This is a genomic window from Streptomyces longhuiensis, from assembly GCF_020616555.1.
GTDB classification, from domain to species: domain Bacteria; phylum Actinomycetota; class Actinomycetes; order Streptomycetales; family Streptomycetaceae; genus Streptomyces; species Streptomyces longhuiensis.
In genome coordinates this window covers 9,339,783-9,359,513 of the sequence record NZ_CP085173.1, presented here as the reverse complement: position 1 = coordinate 9,359,513, position 19,731 = coordinate 9,339,783, and the positions used below count along the sequence as shown (strand labels likewise).

Sequence of the window (19,731 nt, the reverse complement as noted above, 5' to 3'; positions counted from 1 at the left end):
AAGGAGGAACAACCCCTCATGTCCAGCAGACCAGCGCCCCGGCCACGGCACCTGTGGGCCCTGTGGGCGGCCCTGCTCGCCTTGTTCAGCCCTCTCCTGCTCATCCCCGCATCCGCCCCCGCGGCCACGGCCACCGACACGACCGCCACCGCGCAGGCGGACCCGGTGCCGGGCATGTTCAACCCGCGTCAGACCTGGCTGCGCAACTCCACCGCAGGCCTTTTCCTGCACTGGGGCATGTACACACAACCCGAGCACTACGACTGCGACTCCTGGCAGAAGGCCGTGAACGACAGCGGCTGGAACCCGGACTACTGGGTCAAGGAGACGCAGAAGATCCACGGCTCGTACATCGTCCTGGCCACCTTCCACAGCCGCCTGGGCTACGCCCGCCCCTGGCCGTCGAAGATCCCCGGCAGTTGCTCGACGAAGCGCGACATCCTCGGTGAACTCATCAAGGCGGCCAAGGCCAAGGGCATCAAGGTCATCCTCTACATGACCGACGATCCTCAGTGGCACGACGTGATGGGCCCTGAGTCCTTCGACTCCGCCGCCTACTCCGCCTACAAGGGCAAGGACGTCGATCTGACGACGCGCCCCGGTTTCGGTGAGTTCAGCTACGACAACTTCTTCGAGGTGATGCGCAACTACCCGGACCTGAAGGGTTTCTGGATCGACAACGACAACGAGTACTGGGAGCAGCACCACCTGTACGAGCAGATCCGTGAGCAGCGCCCGGACATGCTCCTGAGCAACAACAACGAAGACACGCCGATCATGGACACCGTCAGCAACGAGCAGAAGACGGGCATGACGCCCGACTACGACATGCCGGCGGCGTACTGGACGTCCATGCCGCGTCTGACGGAGTCCTGCTACAAGGTGCCCTCGAGCGGCGCCTGGTGGTACGACGGCCAGGACCGTCCGGTCGACACGGCGCTCAACATCCGCCGCTACGTGGCCAACGCGGGCACGTCGTACAAGTCCCTGATGGACCTGCAGGCCCAGGTGGACGGGACGTTCCCGCCGCAGCAGCAGGCGTTCACCGACTACATGTCGAAGTATCTCGACCCGATCTGGGAATCGCTGCACGGTGTGGAGGGCGGCGGCTATCTGTACGGCGGGCTGCGTCCAGGTGCCTGGAACGACGGGGCGTACGGATACACCACGGTGGCCAAGGAGGACCCGACGCGCCAGTACATCCATGTCACGACGCGACCGACGGGAACCGAATCCGGCTCTCTCAGCCTGCGCGACAACGGCACGAAGGTGAAGCGCATCAGCGATCTGCGTACCGGCAGGAGGATCGCCTTCGACCAGCACGACGGCACCGTGACGCTCAAGGACATCACCACCTGGGACCCGTACGACACGGTCTTCAAGGTGGAGACGGAGCGACACCGCCAGGGCCTGTATCCCTCCAACACGGTGCGGGCCACCGCCACCTCGGCGAAGGACGGCCACCCGGCGACCAACCTCACCGACGGTGATCTCACCCGGTACTGGGACTCGAACGCGCAGGTGCCCGTCTCGCTGACGCTGGATCTCGGGGGCGTGAAGAAGGCCCGGTACCTGGCCGTGAACCAGAGCGAGTGGTCTCCCACGTACAACCGCGAGTCGTTCGGCAGGAAGGAGGACTCGGCCCGGATCAAGGACTACAAGGTTTTTGTCAGTGACGACGGCGAGCACTGGGGCGATCCGGTGAAGACCGGTGTCATGGAGAGCGCCCGCAGCACCCGTTACATCGGCCTGGACACCACGGCCCGCTACATCAGGCTGGAGGTGGACAGCACCTGGTCGGCGGCGACCGTCGTCCCCTTCTACCACCAGCTGAGGATCGACGAGATCGCGGTCGGCCACTCGTACCCCGTGAGCCACGGCCGCGAGTGACCAACACGCTTACCCCGAAGGCGCATTGAGCCCTCGGGGTAAGCGTCCCGGCCGTCACCCGGCGGTAGGTGTCCGGTCGCCATCGGACACGCCGAACAGGCCACTGCCGCAGGCGAGGCCGCCCCGGGTGCGGGTCGTCACCGCGCGGTCAGCCCTTCTTCTTCCCGGCGGCCGCGAGCGCACCGGCGATCGCGTCGTACGCGGGCTTGCGCTGAAGGTTCTCGTCCCAGGGCAGCGCCGCGCCCTGGCCCGCGAAGACCGACGGGATCCACGAGTGCCGGTCGGAGTAGCCCCACAGGGTGATGCCTACACAGCGCCGCACGGCCAGGCAGGCGTCGGTGACCTGGCCGTACCAGTCGGCCTGCTGGGCCAGCATGGCGGCGTCGGCGGGCAGGATCATCCGGATGTCGAGTTCGGTGATCGCGACGTCGAGGCCGAGGCCGGCGAAGCGCTGGATGTTCCCGCGCATGTCGCTCGGGAAGCCGTACTGCAGGGCGAGGTGGGCTTGCATGCCGAAGCCGTCGATCGGGACGTTATCCGCCTTGAGCTGCTTGATCAGCGTGTAGTAGGCGTCCGACTTCGCGCCGAGCCCTTCGACGTTGTAGTCGTTGAGGTACAGCTTGACCTTGGGGTCGGCGGCGTGCGCCCAGCGCAGGGCGTCGGAGATGTAGCCGGGGCCGAGCGTCTTGTAGAAGATGTTCTCCCGGTAGGTGCCGTCCTCGTTCATGATCTCGTTGGCGACGTCCCAGGCGAAGACCTTGCCCTTGTAGTGCTTCACCTCGGTCGTGATGTGGTTCTTGAGGATCGAGCGCAGTTCACCAGCGGTCCAGGTGCCGTCCGTCAGCCAGCTCGGCAGCTGGCTGTGCCACAGCAGGGTGTGGCCGCGCACCTTCAGATGGTGGGCCTTTGCGTAGGCCACGATCTCGTCGCCGGCGGTGAAGTCGAAGACGCCCCGCTGGGGTTCGGTCGCATACCACTTCATGCCGTTGCCGGGGGTGGTGGCGCCGAACTCGCTGCCGAGCAGGTCGGCGTACGCGGTGTCGTCGAGCTCGGGGTTGTCGACGGCCGAGCCGAAGTAGCGGCCGGTACGCTCGGCCAGGTCGTCGAGCGTGGTGGCGCGGTGCCGGGCGCCGTCCGCGTGGGCGGCGGGGACCGCGGCGAGACCGAGCAGCAGGGCCGTGGACGCGGCGAAGGCAGCGGCTCTGGCTCGGGTACGGCGTGCGGGTGTGGACATGGTGCGGCTCCTCAGCTGAAGGGCGGGGTGGGTGGCCTTGCTTCGCGCGGCGCCGCGCGCGTCACTTCACGCGCAGCTCGCACCGCATGCGCCGCCCGTGCCCGACCTCTCGAACCGGCCCTGTGAGGGTGAGCGGCACAGTGTGGTGGACGTGGGCGCTGGATGCGGCGACGCGCAGTTCGAGGGCTTCGGGTTCGACGACGCGACGGCCGTCGGCGCCGGTGTAGGCGGCGAGGTCGGCCGGGAACGTCGCGTGGACCTCCGCGGACGCCCCGGCGTCGAGCGGGACCCGGGCGTAGCCGACGAGCCGGATCTCCGGCCGCGCGACCGTGCCGACCGGGTCGTGGAGGTAGAGCTGGACGACCTCGGTGCCGGGGCGGTCGCCGGTGTTGCGGACGGTGAGGCGCAGGGTGGTCTCGCCGTCGGTGGGCAGTTCGGGGGTGTCGCACCGCGGGGTGTCCCAGGCGAACGTCGTGTACGACAGGCCGTGCCCGAACGGGTAGAGGGCGGTTGGGTCGACGTTGCTGGGGTCACCGCGGAGGCCCAGTGGCGGTGCGAGATAGGGGAGCAGGTCCGCCGTCCGGACGTGGACGGGCAGGGTGGTGTCCTGCCAGGGGTGAGCCATGGAACTCCTCGAGTGCGGTACGAGCAGGTGGTGTCCGGGCGACGGGCGCTGTCACGCCTGTGGTGGGCCGGTGGCGGGTCAGCCCTTGGCCGCGCCCACAGTGATGCCGTCGGTCGGCTGCCGTTCGGCCACCGGATGGAAGGCGGGCGCGGGCACCACGGCGAGGACCAAGTAGGCGAAGACGCGCGCCATGTGGGTGGTGTACCGACCCCCTCCGGTCCCGCGCGGATCACGGAAGAAGCAGCACGGGATGACGCTGGTCACCAGCAGTCGGGCGTGGAGTGCGCGGCGCCGACGAGGCGCCTGCCACCGGACTGGGCGGCCTGGATGTGCGACCGCTCGACGACGGTCCCACCTCCGTCCTTGGAGCCGGGGGCCGAGTCGCCGCAGGACGTGAGCGCCGCGGTGCCGGGGCCCCGGCCACGCTGACTGCGTCCAGGGCGCGGCGGCGGGTCAAGGATGCGGAGGCTGGCATGACGCACCTTCCGGAAGACGTCCGAAACTATCGGTGGATGGCCTCGGAAGTTACGGACACACGACGGGGGTGTCAACGGCCCTGACAAAAGCAGCCGTTGACACCCCCGGTGGGTGCCGAGCGCGTCAGACCTGCCGTGGCTCCGCCGTACTGGCCCTGACCACCAGTTCTGTCGCGAGCTCCACCCGCGACGAGGCCGGCGCGACGGACCGGGCCAGGTCGAGGACGAAGCGCGCCGCCATTTTCCCCATCTCCGCCAACGGCTGACGGACCGTCGTGAGCGGCGGCGCCGACCAGCGCACCTCCGGGAGATCGTCGAAGCCGAGGACGCTCATGTCCTCCGGCACCCGCAGCCCGCGCCGACGCAGCGCCTCGATCGCCCCGAGCGCCATCTGGTCACTGGCGGCGAAGACGGCGGTGGGCGGCTCGGCCAGGTCCAACAGCTGGTTGCAGCCGGTGAATCCGGACTCGTGGTAGAAGTCGCCGGGCACGATCAGCGCGTCGTCCACGGGCACACCGGCCACATCGAGCGCGGCCCGGTACCCGTCGAGCCGGGCGCGCGAGCACAGCAGCCGGGGCGGGCCCTCGATGAACCCGATCCTTCGATGACCGAGCCCCAGCAGATGCTCGGTCGCAGCCATCCCGCCCGCCCAGTTCGTGGCACCGACGGTCGGCGCCTCGGTGGCCGGTGAACCGGCCGGGTCGACGACCACCAACGGCACACCCAGGCGCCGCAGTTCGTCGTGCAACCCCGGTTCGAGAACCGAGGTCACGAGGATCACCCCGTCCGACGCGCGGGCCCGCAGATTCGTCATCCACTGCCTTGCCGCGCCCGCCCGGTCGTGAATCGCGGAGACCACCGTGCCCACCCCTGCCTCGTGCGCGACCTCCTCGACACCCCGGATGATCTCCACCGCCCAGGGGCTGTCCAGGTCGTTGAAGACCAGGTCGAGCAGGGCCGCCCGGTCGCCGGGCGCGGGCGGGCGCCGCTGGTACCCATGCCGCTGCAGCAGGTCCTCGACCCGCGCCCGAGTGGCGGGCGACACGTCGGAGCGCCCGTTGACGACCCTCGAGACGGTCGGGACCGACACTCCCGCCTCCCGCGCGATCTCGGTGATCGTCACCTTGGCCGGCCCGTCCGGGCTCTGCGTGGCTGCCTTGCCTTTGCCGCCAACCCGGGCCACGTTCCCCACCTCCATCGACCTCTGCATCCTGAAAGATCTCCGGATGTCTTCCGGAAACCGTAGGACATGCCGTCGACCACGCGCCGGTCAAGCCGAGTTTTTTGTCCGACCCGCCGAACGCCTGGCCCTGAATCTAGGCGCCAACGGATCCCAGCACCCCGCGCAGCCATGTCATTTGGCGACGTACGTGCACGGCGTCGCCGTGCTCGTGGCCGTTGAACGGATAGGCGTGGATCTCCCGGACGGGGTCCGCGCCGGTGAGTTCGCCATAGCGGTGACAGGCCGCGTATGCGCCACTGGGCGGACAGACCGTGTCGCGCAGGCCGACTCCAAAGTGGGCCGGGGCGTGGGCACGGCGGGCGAACGAGATGCCCTCGACGTATCCGAGCGTGCGGTACGCGGCGTCCTCCGCGCCCCGGTGCACGGCGAGATAGGCGGCGATCTCGCCGTAGGGCCCCGCGTCGGTCAGGTCGAGGGCGCGCCGGATACCGCACAGCAGCGGCGCCGTGACCAGGGCCGCGGCCAGATCGGGGACAAGTCCGGCGACGGCGAGTGCCACTCCCCCGCCCTGGCTGTTGCCCACCGCGACGATCCGGTCCCGGTCGACGCCGGGCAGGGCGCGCAGTGCGGCGACGGCACACACCGCGTCGGTGATCAGGCGGCGGTAGTGGTAGTCGAGGGGGTCGAGCAGCCCGCGCACCGCGGGTCCCGGGCCGCCGGGCGCCGCCGCGTGCGGGTCCGGGGTCGCGCCCCCGCTGCCGTACTGGTCGCCCTGGCCGCGGTTGTCCATGAGCAGATGGGCGTATCCGGCGTTCGCCCAGGTGAGGCGCTCGTGCGGAAGGCCGCGGCCGCGGCCGTAACCCGCGAACTCGACGACCGCGGGCAGGAGTTCGCCGTCGCCCGCGGGCCGGGTGTACCAGGCGCGGACGGGGTCGCCGGCGAAGCCGCGGAAGGTGATGTCCCAGCTCTCGACGAGCCGCAGGCCGCTGTCGACGGGACGGACGCGGATCAGAGGTTCGGGCTGGGCGGCGGACTTCAACGTGGCCTGCCAGAACGTGTCGAAGTCGGCGGGTTCGTCGGGCTCGGGTCGGTGGCGCTGGAGTTCGTCCAAGGGCAGGTCGAAGGCGGGCACAGGCACCTCACAGCCAGTCACGAAGCCAACTCCCTTTGACGCGGCACCCATTGACAGGGGTCGGGAGCGGCTTTAGGTTGCGGCGACGTTACCGGAAGATTCCCGAAAGTTCTCGGTACCTCTTTCCCCGCCCTTGTGATGACCTCTGCCTGCCCGTGTGACGAAAGGCCCTGTGTGAGCTCCTCCACCATGACGGGCAGCCAGCCCCGCACCGGCGCCCCGCCCGACCCGCCGCCCGACAAGAAGCTTCCGTCCGGCCGTCGTTCCTGGCGCCGGTCACTGCGCCGCGACTGGCAGCTGTACTCCCTCGCGGTGCTGCCGATCCTGTTCTTCCTCGTCTTCCGCTATCTGCCGATGATCGGCAACGTGATTGCGTTCCGCCGCTTCGAGCCGGGCGGTTCGATCCTCGGCGAGGAATGGGTGGGCCTGCGCTATGTGCAGATGTTCCTCAGCGACCCGTCGTTCTGGCAGGTCTTCCGGAACACGCTCTGGATGGGCCTGCTGACGCTGCTGTTCTGTTTCCCGGTGCCGATCGTGCTGGCCCTGCTGCTCAACGAGGTCCGGCGCACCGCGCTGAAACGCTTCGTCCAGTCGATCTCGTACCTGCCGCACTTCCTGTCCATCGTGATCGTCGCGGGCATCACGGTGCAGATGCTGGCATCGGACGGCCCGATCAACCACGTGCTCACGACGTTCGGCCACGATCCCGTCCGGTTCATCCAGGAGCCCGGCTGGTTCCGGACGATCTACGTCGGCTCCGAGGTCTGGCAGACGGCCGGCTGGGGCACGATCCTCTACCTCGCCGCGTTGAGCACGATCGACGAGGACCTGTACGAGGCGGCCCGGATCGACGGCGCGAACCGCTGGCAGCAGACCTGGCACGTGACGCTCCCCGGCATCCGCCCCACCATGATCACGCTGCTGATCCTCAACATCGGCACGTTCATGGTCGTCGGCTTCGAGAAGATCCTGCTGCTCTACAACCCGCTGACGTACCCGACGGCCGACGTCATCTCCACCTACCTGTACCGCACCGGTGTCGAGTCGAACTCCTTCAGCTACGCCGCCGCCATCGGCCTGTTCGAGGCGGTCATCGGCCTCGTACTGATCACGTCCGCGAACCGGCTGTCGCGCAAGACCGTGGGGACGAGCCTGTGGTGAGCATCCAGACCCGGCCCCGCGCCGCGACGACCGTGAACAGCCCGACCCGCGGCTACCGTGTCTTCCAAGGCGCCAACGCCGTGATCCTTACGCTGGTCGTGGTGGTCACGCTCTACCCGATCATCAACATCGTCGCCCGCTCGTTCAGCGGCGAGCGCCAGATCCGGGCGGGCGAGGTGACCCTGTGGCCCAAGGGCTTCAACCTCACCACATACAAGATCGTCTTCCAGGACGGGACGTTCTGGCGCAGCTACGGGAACACCGTCCTCTATACGGTGCTCTCCACCGCTGTCGCCATGGTCCTCACCACCATCTACGCGTACGTCCTGTCGAAGAAGGACCTGCGCGGGCGGACGTTCCTCGTCGGCATCGCCGTCTTCACCATGTTCTTCTCCGGCGGTCTGATCCCCAACTACGTGCTGATCACCAGCCTCGGCCTGAAGAACTCGATCTGGGCGATCGCCCTGCCGAACGCCATCAGTGTCTTCAACCTTCTGGTGATGAAGGCGTTCTTCGAGAACATGCCGACGGAGCTCGAGGAGGCCGCGCAGATCGACGGCCTGAGCGCGTACGGGACTCTGCTGCGGATCGTCCTGCCGCTGTCGAAGGCCGTCATCGCGACCATGGTCCTCTTCTACTCGGTGTCGTTCTGGAACTCATGGTTCTCGGCCTTCCTGTACATGGACAGGGCCGATCTGATGCCGGTCACCGTCTATCTGCGCAACCTCATCGCAGGCGCCACCGAAGGCGGCAACGCGGGGGCCGCGGCCGACCAGCTCACCCAGGCCGCCGCCAACATCCAGTCGGTGACCATCGTCCTCACGGCGCTGCCGATCCTCGCCGTCTACCCCTTCGTTCAGCGGTACTTCGTCTCGGGCGTGATGCTCGGCGCCGTCAAGGGCTGAGCACACCCCCTTCACGCATCAACAGATCCACAAGACTTGGGAGTTCACGTGACGAACACGGGCCAGCTGTCGAGAAGGTCGCTGCTCGCCGCGGCGGGGTTCGCCGGACTCGCCGTACTCACCGGCTGCGGCAGCGGTGACGACGGCGGCGACAGCAAGGACCTGTCGAAGAAGCAGAACGGCGCCATGAAGAAGTACGACGCCGGCGAGCAGTTCAAGGCGACCAAAGCGCTGTCCTTCTCCGTCCTGCACAACGACAACCCGACGTATCCGCTGAAGAAGAACTGGCTCTTTTGGCAGGAGGTCACCAAGCGCACCGGCATCACACTGCAGCCCGTCGACGTCCCGCTGAGCGACTACGAGAAGAAGCGCAGCCTGCTGATCGGCTCAGGTGACGCCCCCTTCCTGATCCCCAAGACGTACCACCCCTCCGAGGTCGCGTTCGTGTCGTCGGGCGCGATCCTGCCGGTGAGCGAGTACGTGCACCTGATGCCCAACTTCCAGGACAAGGTCAAGCGGTGGAAGCTGGAGCCCGAGCTGGACTCCATCCGCCAATCCGACGGCAAGTACTACCTGCTGCCCGGGCTCCACGAGAAGCCCAAGTCCGGATACTCGCTGTCCTTCCGCACCGACGTCCTCGACAAGATCGGCGTGAACCTGCCGACGACATGGGACGAGGTGTACGACGTCCTCAAGGCGATCAAGGCAGAGCACCCCGACAGCTACCCCCTCTCCGACCGCTGGAGCACCAACACGGTCTTCCCGGCGGGCGCCCTCCTCGGCTATCTCGGGCAGGCGTACGGCGTCCGGGCCGGCTGGAACTACCAGAACATCACCTTCGACGCCAAGGCACAGAAGTTCGTCTTCACCGGGGCGATGGACGAGTTCCGGCAGGTCCTCGAGTATCTGCGCAAGCTGGTCGCCGACAAACTGATGGACCCCGAGAGCTTCACCCAGACCGATGACGACGCGGTGAAGAAGCTGCTGGCCCAGAAATCCTTCGCGATCAGCGCCAACCCGCAGGAGCTGGTGCAGAAGTACCGCTACAACCTGGAGCGGCAGGTCAAGGGGGCGAAGATCGAGATGGTTCCGGTGCCGATCGGCCCGGCCGGTGAGGTCGTGATCGACGGCATCCGTCTGGAGAACGGTCTCATGATCTCCAGCAAGGCGCTCAAGAGCGACAACTTCATCGCGCTGATGCAGTTCACGGACTGGCTCTTCTACTCGGACGAGGGCCAGAGGTTCTGCAAGTGGGGTGTCGAGGGGGTCACTTACACGAAGTCCGGCAGTCAGTACCAGCTGAAGCCCGGCATCAGCCTCATGGGTTCCGACCCCAAGGCCCCGAAGGACCTGCAGAAGGACTACGGCTTCTTCAACGGCGTCTTCACCTACGGCGGCACCTGGGAGCTGGTGTCCTCCTCCTTCAGCCCGGACGAGAAGAAGTTCCAGGACGTCATGGCACTGCGCAAGCAGATGCCGATCGCCCCGGCACACCCGCTGCGGTCCGCGGAGCAGGAGCAGGCCTCGCTCTGGGACACCCCGCTCACGGACCACATGAACCAGAACACCCTCAAGTTCGCGCTCGGCAAACGACCGCTGTCCGAATGGGACGACTACGTCACCGAGCTCAAGGCCAAGAACATGCAGCAACTCGTGGACCTGCACAACAAGGCCTACGAGCGGTACAAGAAGGACAACGGATGATCCGCGTCCCGGCCGAGTCGCAGGGCGTCCTCTCCGAGGCGTGGCGGGCGTGCGTCGGCACGGGCCGCCTGGAGCTCGCCCTGCGGCGCGACTACCAGGACTCCCTGGCCCTGATCCAGAAGGAGATCGGCTTCCGGCACATCCGCGGCCACGGCCTGTTCAGCGACGGGATGGGCGTGTACCGGCCGTACGAGTGGCAGGGCGCCCGACGGGTGCATCATTCGTTCACCTACGTCGATCAGGTCGTCGACGCCTGCCTGGAACTCGGTATCCGCCCCTTCCTCGAACTCGGATTCATGCCAGGCGAGTTGGCGTCCGGCGCGCAGACCGTCTTCTGGTGGCAGGGCAACGTGACACCGCCCTCCTCGCACCGGGAGTGGGCGGACCTGGTACGCGCGACGATGACCCACCTCGTGGACCGCTACGGCCTGGAAGAGGTGCGCGGCTGGCCGGTCGAGGTGTGGAACGAGCCGGATCTCCCGGACTTCTGGCAGGGCGCCGACGAGACGGCCTACCACCGGCTGTACGAGGTGACGGCGCACGCAGTGAAGGATGTCGACGCCTCGCTCCAGGTCGGCGGGCCCGCCCTGTCACCGGGCGCCGACGAGGGCTGGCTCGGCCGGTTCGCGGAGTTCGTGGAGCGGCGGGATCTGCCGGTCGACTTCGTGTCGCGCCACGCGTACACCTCGGGGCCCGCGCAGCCGGTGCCGTTCGGGACGTACCAGACGCTGGCCCCGGCCGAGCGCCTGCTGGAGCAGTTCGGGTCCCCGCGACGCGAGTTGAAGGGCACCTCGCTGGCCGAACTCCCGGTCCACATAACGGAGTTCAACTCCTCCTACCGCCCGGACAACCCGGTCCATGACACGGCCTTCCACGCCGCGTACCTGGCTCCGGTCCTGGCGGCCGGCGGGGATCTGGTGGACTCCTTCTCGTACTGGACGTTCAGCGACATGTTCGAGGAGGTCGGAATCCCGACGGCGCTGTTCCACGGCGGTTTCGGGCTCCTGACGCACCGCCAGGTCAGGAAGCCCACGTACCACCTGTATGCGTTCATGGCCCGCATGGGCCGTGATGTGCTGGCCCGCGGCGCCGACCATCTCGTCACCCGGCACCCCGACGGGCGGGTCACGGTTCTGGCGTGGGCGCCGCCCGGGTCGGACCGGCATTCGCTGCGGTTGTCCGTCCCGGTCGGCGACGCCGAGCGCGGCGCGGTCTTCCTGCGTCGCTCCAGCGTCGACGAGGAGCGCGGCAACGCGTACACCGCCTGGCGCCGGATGGGCAGCCCGCGCTCGCCCCGCCCGCACCAGCTCGACGTGCTGCACGAGGCGGCGGAACCGGGCAGGTCCCATCTCCGGCTGCCGATAGAGGAGTTCAGGGTGGACGTCGACCTCACGCTCGAACGACACGAGGTGACGCTGGTCGAGCTGAGCCCGGTGATCGAGGAGTCTCCCGACTGGTGGGACGAGGGCCGGATTCTCGGGGGCGGGGGCTCCGGATGAGCGCCGCACAGACCGGCTCCCCCGGGGCGGCCCTGCCGCGGGCCTCCCGCGTCTTCGGTGACGGACCACTGTCGCGGGCCTGCGCCCTCATCCACACGCTGCTCACCGTCGAGGGCCTGCTGCTGCTCACTCTGGCACCCGGCCTGCTCGGGCTCCTCTTCCTCGGTGCGGACCCGGCGAACCTGCCGCTGGCGGCGTTGTGCCTCATGCCGCTCGGCCCGGCCCTGTCCGCCGCCCTGTACGCCTTGCACCACCGCAGCCGCGACCTGACGGAACTGCGACCGGCCCGCGCCTATCTGCGCGGGCTGCGCCTCAACTCCGTCGCTGTGTTGTGGATCTGGATCCCTCTGCTCGCCTGGCTGACCGTCATCGCATACGGCCTCACCCACTTCGCCGCGACCGGACTGCCCGGCTGGTGGGCGGTACTGCTCGGGGTCATCGGCGTGGGCGCACTCCTCTGGGGCGCGCACGCGCTGGTGCTGACGTCCCTGTTCACGTTCCGGGCCGTGGACACGGCGCGGCTCGCCGGGTACTTCCTGCTGCGGCACGGCCGGGCCACGCTCGGCGCCGCCAGTCTGCTCGTCGTCGCGACGGCGGCCACCGTGTGGTGGACCGAGGCACTGCCCCTGCTGCTCGCTCCGGTGCTGCTCCTGTCGCTGCTGCACACCAGCCGCCCGATCATCGTCGAGACCCAGGAGGACTTCACCATATGAACGGCGTGCCCACGACCCCCGCCATCCCCTACGGCGGTGACTACAACCCGGAGCAGTGGCCCGAGGAGGTCTGGGACGACGACCACCGGCTGTTCGACAAGGCCGGGATCGACACGCTGACGGTGGGTGTGTTCGCCTGGTCGCTGCTCCAGCCCTCCCCGGACACCTACGACTTCACGGTCCTCGACCGGATCGTGGACCGGGCAGCCGCCGAGGGGCGGCGCGTCGTCCTCGCCACCGGCACGGCCGCGCTGCCGCCCTGGCTCGCGAAGGCGCAACCGGAGGTGAACCGTACCGACTTCGAGGGCCGCCGGCACGGTTACGGGCAGCGGCACAACTTCTGCCCGAGCTCACCGGTGTACCGCCGCCTGTCCACGGCTCTCGCGGGGCGGATCGCCGAGCGGTACGCGGACCATCCGGCGCTGCTTGCCTGGCACATCAACAATGAGTACGGCGGGGCCTGTTACTGCGGTCTGTGCGCGGAGGCGTTCCGCGGCTGGCTGCGCGAGAAGTACGGCTCGCTGGACGCCCTGAACGACGCGTGGTGGACGACCTTCTGGTCGCACCGCTACACGGACTGGTCCGAGATCGAGCCGCCGAGCGCGCTGACCGAGCACTGGCGAGGTCCGGATCACACGGCGTTCCAGGGCATCACGCTCGACTACCACCGGTTCACCACGGACGCGCTGCTGGGCTGCTTCGTCGCCGAGAAGGAGGCCGTGCGCGCCCACAGTCCGCACACTCTGGCGACCACCAACTTCATGGGGATGTACCGGCCGTTGGACTATCACCGGTGGGCACCACACCTGGACTTCGCGTCGTGGGACAGCTATCCACCGCTGGACGCGCCACCGACCTGGCCGGCCCTCGCGCACGACCTGATGCGCGGGCTGAAGGGCGGTGCCCCGTTCTGGCTGATGGAGCAGACGCCGTCGACGACGGCCTGCCGCGATGTCAATCCGCTGCGCAGGCCGGGCGAGTTGCGGCTCGCGAGCTGGCAGGCGGTGGCGCACGGCGCGGACGCGGTTCTGTACTTCCAGATGCGGGCCTCGCGCGGGGCGTGCGAGAAGTACCACGGGGCGGTCATCGGGCACGCGGGCCGTGACGACACCCGCGTCTTCCGGGAAGTGTCGGACCTGGGGCGGGAGCTGGGCGAGGTGGGCGGGGTGACGCTCGGCGCCCGGACGCCCGCCCGGACGGCGTTGCTCTTCGACTGGGACAGCTGGTGGGCGTTGGAGATGTCGGACGGTCCGTCGCGGCTGGTGCGCTATCAGGATGTCGTGCACTCCTACTACCGGGCCGCGCGCACGGCGGGCGCGGACGTCGACGTCGTCCCCGTGACAGCGGACCTGTCGGCGTACGACGTGGTCCTCGCACCCCTGCTGCACTTGGTGAAGGGGGACCTGGCGGCACGTCTGGAGGCGGTGGCGGAGCGGGGCGGGACGGTGCTCACGACGTTCCTGTCGGGGCGTGGCGACGAGCACGACCGCGCCTTCCTCACGGATGTGCCGGGGCCGCTCGGGCCGCTGATGGGCGTCCGGGTCGACGAGTGGGACTCGCGGGCGGCGGAGGTGACGAACCCGGTCGACTTCGGCGACCTGCGCTCACCGGCCCGGCTGGTCTTCGAGCTCGTCGTGCCGCAGGGCGCCGAGCCCATTGCCACGTACACCTCCGACTTCTACGCGGGGACGCCCGCCGTCACCCGGAACCGTTTCGGGGAGCGCGGCGGCGAGGGCTGGTACGTGGCAACACAGCTCGACGACGCGGGGACGGACCGGGTGGTGCGCCAGGTGCTCTCCCGATACGGCCTCGTCGGTCCGTACGCCGAGGTGGCCGGCGTGGAGACGGCGAATCGCGTCGCCCCCGACGGGACACGTCTGCTGTTTCTCCTCAACCACGCGCCCGCGGCGACGGAGTTGACGGTCCACGCATCGGCGACGGACCTCCTGACGGGCAAGGCGTACGCGCCCGGCGAGCCCGTCACGCTCGCCCCGCTGGGCGTGTGCGTACTGCGCCTCGAGCAGACCGCCGCCGGACCCCTCTAGTGGATGCGGCGCCCGCCCTCGTCCGGGATCCCCGACTTGCGTAGGAAGTAGCTGTTCACGTGGTCGCGCCACTCGCGGGCGCTGCGGAGCTGCTCCTCGTACAGCTCGGCCACCCGGGCGTGGCGCGCGGGCGCCACCAGGTCGGCCAGTGACGCCCACACTTCCTGTGCCGCCCCGGCCTCCTCGACTCCCTCGAAGTGGGTGTCGTAGATGTGCTGGATCACGGTCCTGCCACTGTGCAGGACGTGCCCGTAGGGGACGTGGTGGAAGAACAGGAGCAGCTCGTCGGGGCAGTTCTCGGGCGTCTCGTACGTCTGTGACCAGGGTTTCGCGTACTGGGCCGCATATCCGGTGCCGGTGGCGCGGCTGCGGTCGACGCCGATGCCGTCGCGGTCGGCGAAATGGTAGGTGCCCCACGGGCTGTACTCGTACCCGTCGACGCCTGGCCCGTAGTGGTGCCCGGGCTGCACCATGAAGCCGACGCCCAGGGGCGCGGTGTACTTCTCGTACGTCGCCCAGGAGTCGCGCAGTACCGCACGGAGGCCGGAGCGCAGTCGCTCGGGGTCGGCGGTGCGGTCCGGCGTGAACGTCAGCTCGATCCATTCGTCGAGGAGTTGCTCCGGGTCGGCGTCCGGCTGCCAGGCCAGGCGGCCGAACGCGTACAGGTTGAACTGGGCGAGTGGGTGCCCGGTCCAGTAGTGGTCGGTCCCGGCGTTCGAGACGGCCACCAGGCCGCCACCGCCGGCGAGCCGGCCGACGGTGGCGCCGTCCTCGCCCTCGGGCCGGAAGCCGAGCACCTCGGACCACATCGGGGCGAGCGCGCACACGTGCCGCTGCTGCCCGGTGTACTCCTGGGTGGCCTGGAACTCGACCGCGACCCGGGTGCGGGCCAGGGCACCGATGACCGGCGAGACGGGTTCGCGGACCTGGAAGTCCATCGGTCCGTGCTTGATCTGGAGCACCGCGTTGTCCCGGAACTGCCCGTCGAGCGCGGCGAAGTGGTCGTACGCGGCGCGCGCCCGGTCCGTGGTCCGGTCGCGCCAGTCCTGTGTGTGGTTGTAGACGAAGGCCCGCCAGTGGACGGTGCCGCCGTACGGGGCGAGCGCGTCGGCGATCAGGTTCGCGCCGTCGGCGTGGCTGCGGCCGTAGGCGAAGGGACCTGGCTGTCCTTCGGAGTCGGCCTTGACGACGAAGCCACCGAAGTCGGGGATGTGCGCGTACACACGGTCGGCGGCCGACCGCCACCAGTCCCGTACACCCTTGTCGAGCGGGTCGGCGGTGTCGAGCCCGCCCAGCACGACGGGCGCGGCGAAGCTGACGGAGAGGTGGGTGCGGATGCCGTACTCCCGCAGCTTCCCGGCGATGGCCGCCACTTCGCTGATGCGGTCTCCGAGGAGTCGTGCCTCGGTCGCATGGACGTTGACGTTGTTGACGCAGACGGCGTTGATCCCGCAGGCCGCGAGGAGCCGTGCGTAGGTGCGGACCCGGTCGAGGTCCTCGCGAGCACGTCCGTCGTCCCAGAACAGCGAGCCGCCCGCGTAGCCGCGCTCGACCTGGCCCATCACGGGATGCACGTCGATGTTGTCCCAGTGGTTGAGCATGCGCCGGGAGAGGGCGGGTCGGTGGGTCTGCTCGGGGGCGTCGTCGAACGCGGCGGCGCCGAGGCGTACGACGTGGAAGAAGCCGTACAGGAGGCCGGCCGGGGCGGCGGCCGTGACGGTGGTGCGCCCGCCGGAGCGCGTCAGAGTGAATCCCTCGGGTCCGGTGTCGGCATCGTCGTCGAGTCGGAACGCGACGTCTCCGTCGCCCTGCGATGCCCCGAACTTGCGTTGCGCGTGGGCGACTTCGGCGCGCAGCGTGTCGACGAGTGGGCCGTCGCCCTCGATCAGGACGCGTCGTGATCCGATGCCGCGCAGCGCCTCGTCGGGCAGCCAGGCGGGGTCGATTCCGTTCGGGCCGGTCATGAAGCGGCCACGTCGAGGGCGACGATCCCGACCGCCCCTGCGGGTTCGGCGGGTGTGCGGCTGGTCAGGTCCAGGCGGAGGCGGCTGCCGTGGACCGCGTCGAAGGTGATGACGGTCGGCTCGCCGGACGCCTCTGCCCAGTCGATGTCGGCGTCGCGCACGGCGACATAGCGCTTGCCGTCCCAGACCGACACGTCGACCGATGCGGGCAGGGAGTGTTTCGCGTCGGCGGTGAAGGACACCTCGACCCGTCCGATCTCGCGCTCCTGCGCCCATGCCACCGACACCCAGTCGGAGAGCCGGGCGCCGTCGAAGGCGGGCAGCAGGGCGGTCGCCGACTTCGCGAAGGCGTTGGACCACTGGGTCGAGGGGTTCCCGTCGACCATCGCCGCGGGCAGAGTGCTCGCCGCGCCGGAGTAGCTCGCGTCCGCGATCGGGTAGGCAGGGGTTCCGGGACCCGGGTCGGGTGTGAAGGGTTCGGTCGGTGTGACGGGCCCGCCCGCCGGTCCTGCCACCCGCACGGAGACCTTCCCGGTGCGCAGCCCGTCGGCGGTGGCCGTGACGGCCAGCGTGCCCGGCTCGGTGCCCGCCCGCACCATGGCCAGTGCGAGGCCGTGGAAGGCGGTGCGCGTGCTGGCCTGGTATCGCTCGGCGCTCTCTTGCCGCCCGTTGTCCAGGCCGGCCAGCTCACCGCCTTTCACGGCGAATTCGAGGAGGTGCTCGGCGTCGGGGACGACCACGCCGTGCGCGTCGACGACCTCGGCCGTGACGAAGACCAGCGAACGCCCGTCGGCTGCGACGGACCTGCGGTCGGCGGTCAGGCGCACGCCGTGCGGCGTCCCGGCGGTGTGCAGCACATCCGTCGCCACGATCTTCCCGCCCGCGCGGGCGACAGCCTTCAACTCACCTGCCGCGTACGGAACCTTCCAGGACAGATGCAGCTTGCCGGCGCTGCCGTTCGGCGAGGTGTAACTGCCTGGGTAGGGACCGGAAGTGACCGTCTTGTCGTCATGCGTCGCCTCCGTGGTCTCCAGGTAGGCGCGGCCGTCGGCGGTCTTCTTCGCGTCGAAGGAACGCACGCCCAGGGAGCGGCCGTTGAGGATGAGTTCGACCTCGGCGACGTTCGCGTACGCCCACACCTCCACCTCCTGGCCGGGCTGGTGCGTCGTCCAGTCCATGGGCAGCAGGTGCACCATCGGCTCATCGGTCCACTGGCTGCGGAAGAGGTGGTACATGTCCTTGGGGAACCCGGCCGTGTCGACCGCGCCGAAGAACGACGCCTTCACCGGGAACACGTCGTACGGCGTGGGTTCGCCGATGTAGTCGATGCCGGACCACAGGAACTCGCCGGCGAAGAAGCGCCGGTCGCGGTCCTTCTTCAGGCCGTACTCGCCGCTCATCGTCCAGGAGGCGAGGTTGTTGTCGTACGAGGAGGTGGCGCGACGGCCCGGGGTGTGGTTCTCCCCGGTGTTGAGGTGCTCGGGCTCCTGGTACGCGCCGCGGGTGGACGTCTCCGACGACGACTCGGACTCGAAGAGGAACAGGTGCGGGTAGCGGGCGTGCAGCGCGTCGACGGACGCGGCGGTGTTGTAGTTGAGGCCGAGGCCGTCCAGCTCGGCCAGGATCAGGTCCGCGGGCGATCCGGCGGCGGGCAGCGAGCGGTACTTGTCGGAGCCGATGACGACGGGCCGGGTCGTGTCGAGGGCTTTGATGTCGGCGACGAGCCGCCGCGCCATGTCCACGCCTTCGGCTCGGGTCGAGTCGGGGATCTCGTTGCCGATCGACCACATCAGGACGGCGGGCGAGTTGCGGGCGGCGCGCACCATTTCGGCGATGTCGGCGTCGCTGTGGGCGTCGAAGAACCGCCCGTAGTCGTAGCGGTTCTTTCCGGTGCGCCAGCAGTCGAAGGCCTCCACGAGCATGACGATGCCGAGGTCTTCGCAGGCCTCGATCACCTCGGGGGCGGGCGGGTTGTGGGACGTGCGCAGCGCGTTCACGCCCATGGACTTCATGATGGTCAGCTGGCGGCGCACGGCGTCGGGCTGGACGGCGGCGCCGAGCGCGCCGAGGTCGTGGTGGAGGTCGACGCCCTTGAGCTTGGCGTGGGTGCCGTTGAGCGAGAAGCCCTTGTCCGGGTCGAAGGTCGCGTGCCGCACGCCGAACCGGGTGCGGTACGTGTCGACGGTGCGGCCGTCCACACGCAGGTCGGTGACGAGGGTGTAGCGGTGGCCGGGGGTGTCGATGGACCACAACTGCGGCTCGCGGAGGGTCATGCGGCCGTGCGCCGTGGCCGGGTCGGAGCCTACGTCCTTCAGTACGGTTTCGGTGCGGGCGACGCGGCGGCCCTTGGCGTCGCGGACCGTGGAGACGACGGTCACGGCCGCTGCGGTCTCACCGGAGTCGTTGACCACGGCGGTCCGGACGTCGACGGTCGCGTATCCCTTGTCGAGGGTGGTGGCGAGGTCGGGCGTCGTCACGAAGGTGCCCCAGCGCTGGACGTGCACGGGTTCGGTGATCACGAGGCGGGCGCGGCGGTAGATGCCGCTGCCCGAGTACCAGCGGCTGCTGGGCAGTCTGTTGCGGACCTCGACCGCGAGGACGTTGGCGGTGGCGCCGTCGGCGTGCAGCGCGTCGGTGATGTCGTGGGCGAAGCCGGTGTAGCCGTAGGGGTGGTTGCCGACGAGTTCGCCGTTGACGTAGATGTTCGCGTCCATGTAGACGCCGTCGAATTCGACGGAGATCCGCTTGCCCGCGTAGGCGGCGGGAACGGTGAACTTCTTGCGGTACCAGCCGAGTCCGCCGGGCAGGAAGCCGGTGCCGCTGGTCGTGTTGTGCTCCGTCGTGGGGGTCTGCTCGATGCTCCAGTCGTGCGGGACGGCGACCATTCGCCAGTCCGCGTCGTCGAACCCGGGCTGCTCGGCGTCCGCGTAGGCCCCCGTCGGATCAGTGATGCCGTCGGGGCTGACGAGCGCGAACCGCCAGCCGTCGTCGAGGCCGACGGTGCGGCGGCCGACCGTTCCGGCGCGGTCGGCGGCGGCCGCGCCGGGTGCGGGCAGCGCGAACGTCCCGGCCATGGATCCGGCCGCGCTCGCGGCCAGCACGGTCCTACGGGTGACATGCATGAACGAGTCCCCTCGAAGCCAACACTACTCACCAGAAAGCAACTTGAGCGGACTGATTCTTTCGGCTTCGGGCCAGGA

At 69.2% G+C, this 19,731-nt stretch carries 14 protein-coding genes and 1 pseudogene; 7 read left to right on the top strand and 8 right to left on the bottom strand.

The genetic code is table 11. The features are described 5' to 3' along the window. The first annotated feature begins 18 nt into the window (after nucleotides 1–18). The gene (locus tag LGI35_RS42625) at nucleotides 19–1,890 is read left to right on the top strand and encodes an alpha-L-fucosidase (RefSeq protein ID WP_227299797.1); all 1,872 of its coding nucleotides are present in this window, start codon (nucleotides 19–21) and stop codon (nucleotides 1,888–1,890) included. Nucleotides 1,891–2,038: 148 nt separating this feature from the next. On the opposite strand, the gene LGI35_RS42620 is transcribed toward LGI35_RS42625, so the two are convergent. From LGI35_RS42620 to LGI35_RS42595, 6 genes and pseudogenes are all read right to left on the bottom strand, one after another. After that, entirely contained in the window at nucleotides 2,039–3,124 is a 1,086-nt protein-coding gene (locus LGI35_RS42620) for an endo-1,4-beta-xylanase (RefSeq protein WP_227299796.1), read from the bottom strand. Nucleotides 3,125–3,185: 61 nt separating this feature from the next. Then, nucleotides 3,186–3,749, bottom strand: a complete 564-nt coding sequence (locus LGI35_RS42615) for a fibronectin type III-like domain-contianing protein (protein WP_423835762.1) — start codon at nucleotides 3,747–3,749, stop codon at nucleotides 3,186–3,188. A 78-nt stretch (nucleotides 3,750–3,827) separates the two neighbouring features. After that, nucleotides 3,828–3,944: pseudogene (locus LGI35_RS46715) on the bottom strand (carbohydrate ABC transporter permease); the annotation flags it as partial. A gap of 65 nt (nucleotides 3,945–4,009) precedes the next feature. Further along, complete coding sequence (locus LGI35_RS42605; protein ID WP_227299795.1) at nucleotides 4,010–4,231, bottom strand: hypothetical protein; 222 nt, start codon at nucleotides 4,229–4,231, stop codon at nucleotides 4,010–4,012. Nucleotides 4,232–4,349: 118 nt separating this feature from the next. Then, the gene (locus LGI35_RS42600) at nucleotides 4,350–5,408 is read right to left on the bottom strand and encodes a LacI family DNA-binding transcriptional regulator (protein WP_227299794.1); all 1,059 of its coding nucleotides are present in this window, start codon (nucleotides 5,406–5,408) and stop codon (nucleotides 4,350–4,352) included. A gap of 133 nt (nucleotides 5,409–5,541) precedes the next feature. Beyond that, complete coding sequence (locus LGI35_RS42595) at nucleotides 5,542–6,540, bottom strand: acetylxylan esterase (protein WP_227300748.1); 999 nt, start codon at nucleotides 6,538–6,540, stop codon at nucleotides 5,542–5,544. A 189-nt stretch (nucleotides 6,541–6,729) separates the two neighbouring features. On the opposite strand from LGI35_RS42595, the gene LGI35_RS42590 reads away from it, so the two are divergent. Genes LGI35_RS42590 through LGI35_RS42565 form a run of 6 tightly spaced genes read left to right on the top strand, consistent with a single transcriptional unit; the run spans nucleotide 6,730 to nucleotide 14,567 of the window. Further along, entirely contained in the window at nucleotides 6,730–7,701 is a 972-nt protein-coding gene (locus tag LGI35_RS42590; RefSeq protein ID WP_227300747.1) for an ABC transporter permease, read from the top strand. Further along, on the top strand, nucleotides 7,698–8,606 hold the full coding sequence (locus LGI35_RS42585) for a carbohydrate ABC transporter permease (protein WP_376226057.1): 909 nt from the start codon (nucleotides 7,698–7,700) through the stop codon (nucleotides 8,604–8,606). The genes LGI35_RS42590 and LGI35_RS42585 overlap by 4 nt, the downstream gene beginning before the upstream one ends. Before the next feature lie 48 nt (nucleotides 8,607–8,654). Continuing rightward, on the top strand, nucleotides 8,655–10,310 hold the full coding sequence (locus LGI35_RS42580; protein WP_227299793.1) for an ABC transporter substrate-binding protein: 1,656 nt from the start codon (nucleotides 8,655–8,657) through the stop codon (nucleotides 10,308–10,310). Continuing rightward, the gene (locus tag LGI35_RS42575) at nucleotides 10,307–11,809 is read left to right on the top strand and encodes a GH39 family glycosyl hydrolase (RefSeq protein ID WP_227299792.1); all 1,503 of its coding nucleotides are present in this window, start codon (nucleotides 10,307–10,309) and stop codon (nucleotides 11,807–11,809) included. The genes LGI35_RS42580 and LGI35_RS42575 overlap by 4 nt, the downstream gene beginning before the upstream one ends. Then, nucleotides 11,806–12,522, top strand: a complete 717-nt coding sequence (locus LGI35_RS42570; RefSeq protein ID WP_227299791.1) for a hypothetical protein — start codon at nucleotides 11,806–11,808, stop codon at nucleotides 12,520–12,522. The genes LGI35_RS42575 and LGI35_RS42570 overlap by 4 nt, the downstream gene beginning before the upstream one ends. Continuing rightward, nucleotides 12,519–14,567, top strand: a complete 2,049-nt coding sequence (locus LGI35_RS42565; protein WP_227299790.1) for a beta-galactosidase — start codon at nucleotides 12,519–12,521, stop codon at nucleotides 14,565–14,567. The genes LGI35_RS42570 and LGI35_RS42565 overlap by 4 nt, the downstream gene beginning before the upstream one ends. Here the strand turns inward: LGI35_RS42565 and LGI35_RS42560 are convergent. Further along, on the bottom strand, nucleotides 14,564–16,531 hold the full coding sequence (locus tag LGI35_RS42560; protein ID WP_227299789.1) for an alpha-glucuronidase: 1,968 nt from the start codon (nucleotides 16,529–16,531) through the stop codon (nucleotides 14,564–14,566). The two genes, LGI35_RS42565 and LGI35_RS42560, sit on opposite strands and share 4 nt — an antisense overlap. Next, nucleotides 16,528–19,653, bottom strand: a complete 3,126-nt coding sequence (locus tag LGI35_RS42555; protein WP_227299788.1) for a glycoside hydrolase family 2 TIM barrel-domain containing protein — start codon at nucleotides 19,651–19,653, stop codon at nucleotides 16,528–16,530. Before LGI35_RS42555 ends, LGI35_RS42560 begins: the two co-directional genes overlap by 4 nt. Nucleotides 19,654–19,731: the final 78 nt, after the last annotated feature.

What these genes read in the sequence shown, in the direction of transcription:
- LGI35_RS42560 (WP_227299789.1), bottom strand. Translation starts at nt 16,531, where the DNA reads ATGACCGGCCCGAACGGAATCGACCCCGCCTGGCTGCCCGACGAGGCG.
- LGI35_RS42615 (WP_423835762.1), bottom strand. Translation starts at nt 3,749, where the DNA reads ATGGCTCACCCCTGGCAGGACACCACCCTGCCCGTCCACGTCCGGACG.
- LGI35_RS42570 (WP_227299791.1), top strand. Translation starts at nt 11,806, where the DNA reads ATGAGCGCCGCACAGACCGGCTCCCCCGGGGCGGCCCTGCCGCGGGCC.
- LGI35_RS42565 (WP_227299790.1), top strand. Translation starts at nt 12,519, where the DNA reads ATGAACGGCGTGCCCACGACCCCCGCCATCCCCTACGGCGGTGACTAC.
- LGI35_RS42620 (WP_227299796.1), bottom strand. Translation starts at nt 3,124, where the DNA reads ATGTCCACACCCGCACGCCGTACCCGAGCCAGAGCCGCTGCCTTCGCC.
- LGI35_RS42625 (WP_227299797.1), top strand. Translation starts at nt 19, where the DNA reads ATGTCCAGCAGACCAGCGCCCCGGCCACGGCACCTGTGGGCCCTGTGG.
- LGI35_RS42575 (WP_227299792.1), top strand. Translation starts at nt 10,307, where the DNA reads ATGATCCGCGTCCCGGCCGAGTCGCAGGGCGTCCTCTCCGAGGCGTGG.
- LGI35_RS42590 (WP_227300747.1), top strand. Translation starts at nt 6,730, where the DNA reads ATGACGGGCAGCCAGCCCCGCACCGGCGCCCCGCCCGACCCGCCGCCC.
- LGI35_RS42555 (WP_227299788.1), bottom strand. Translation starts at nt 19,653, where the DNA reads ATGCATGTCACCCGTAGGACCGTGCTGGCCGCGAGCGCGGCCGGATCC.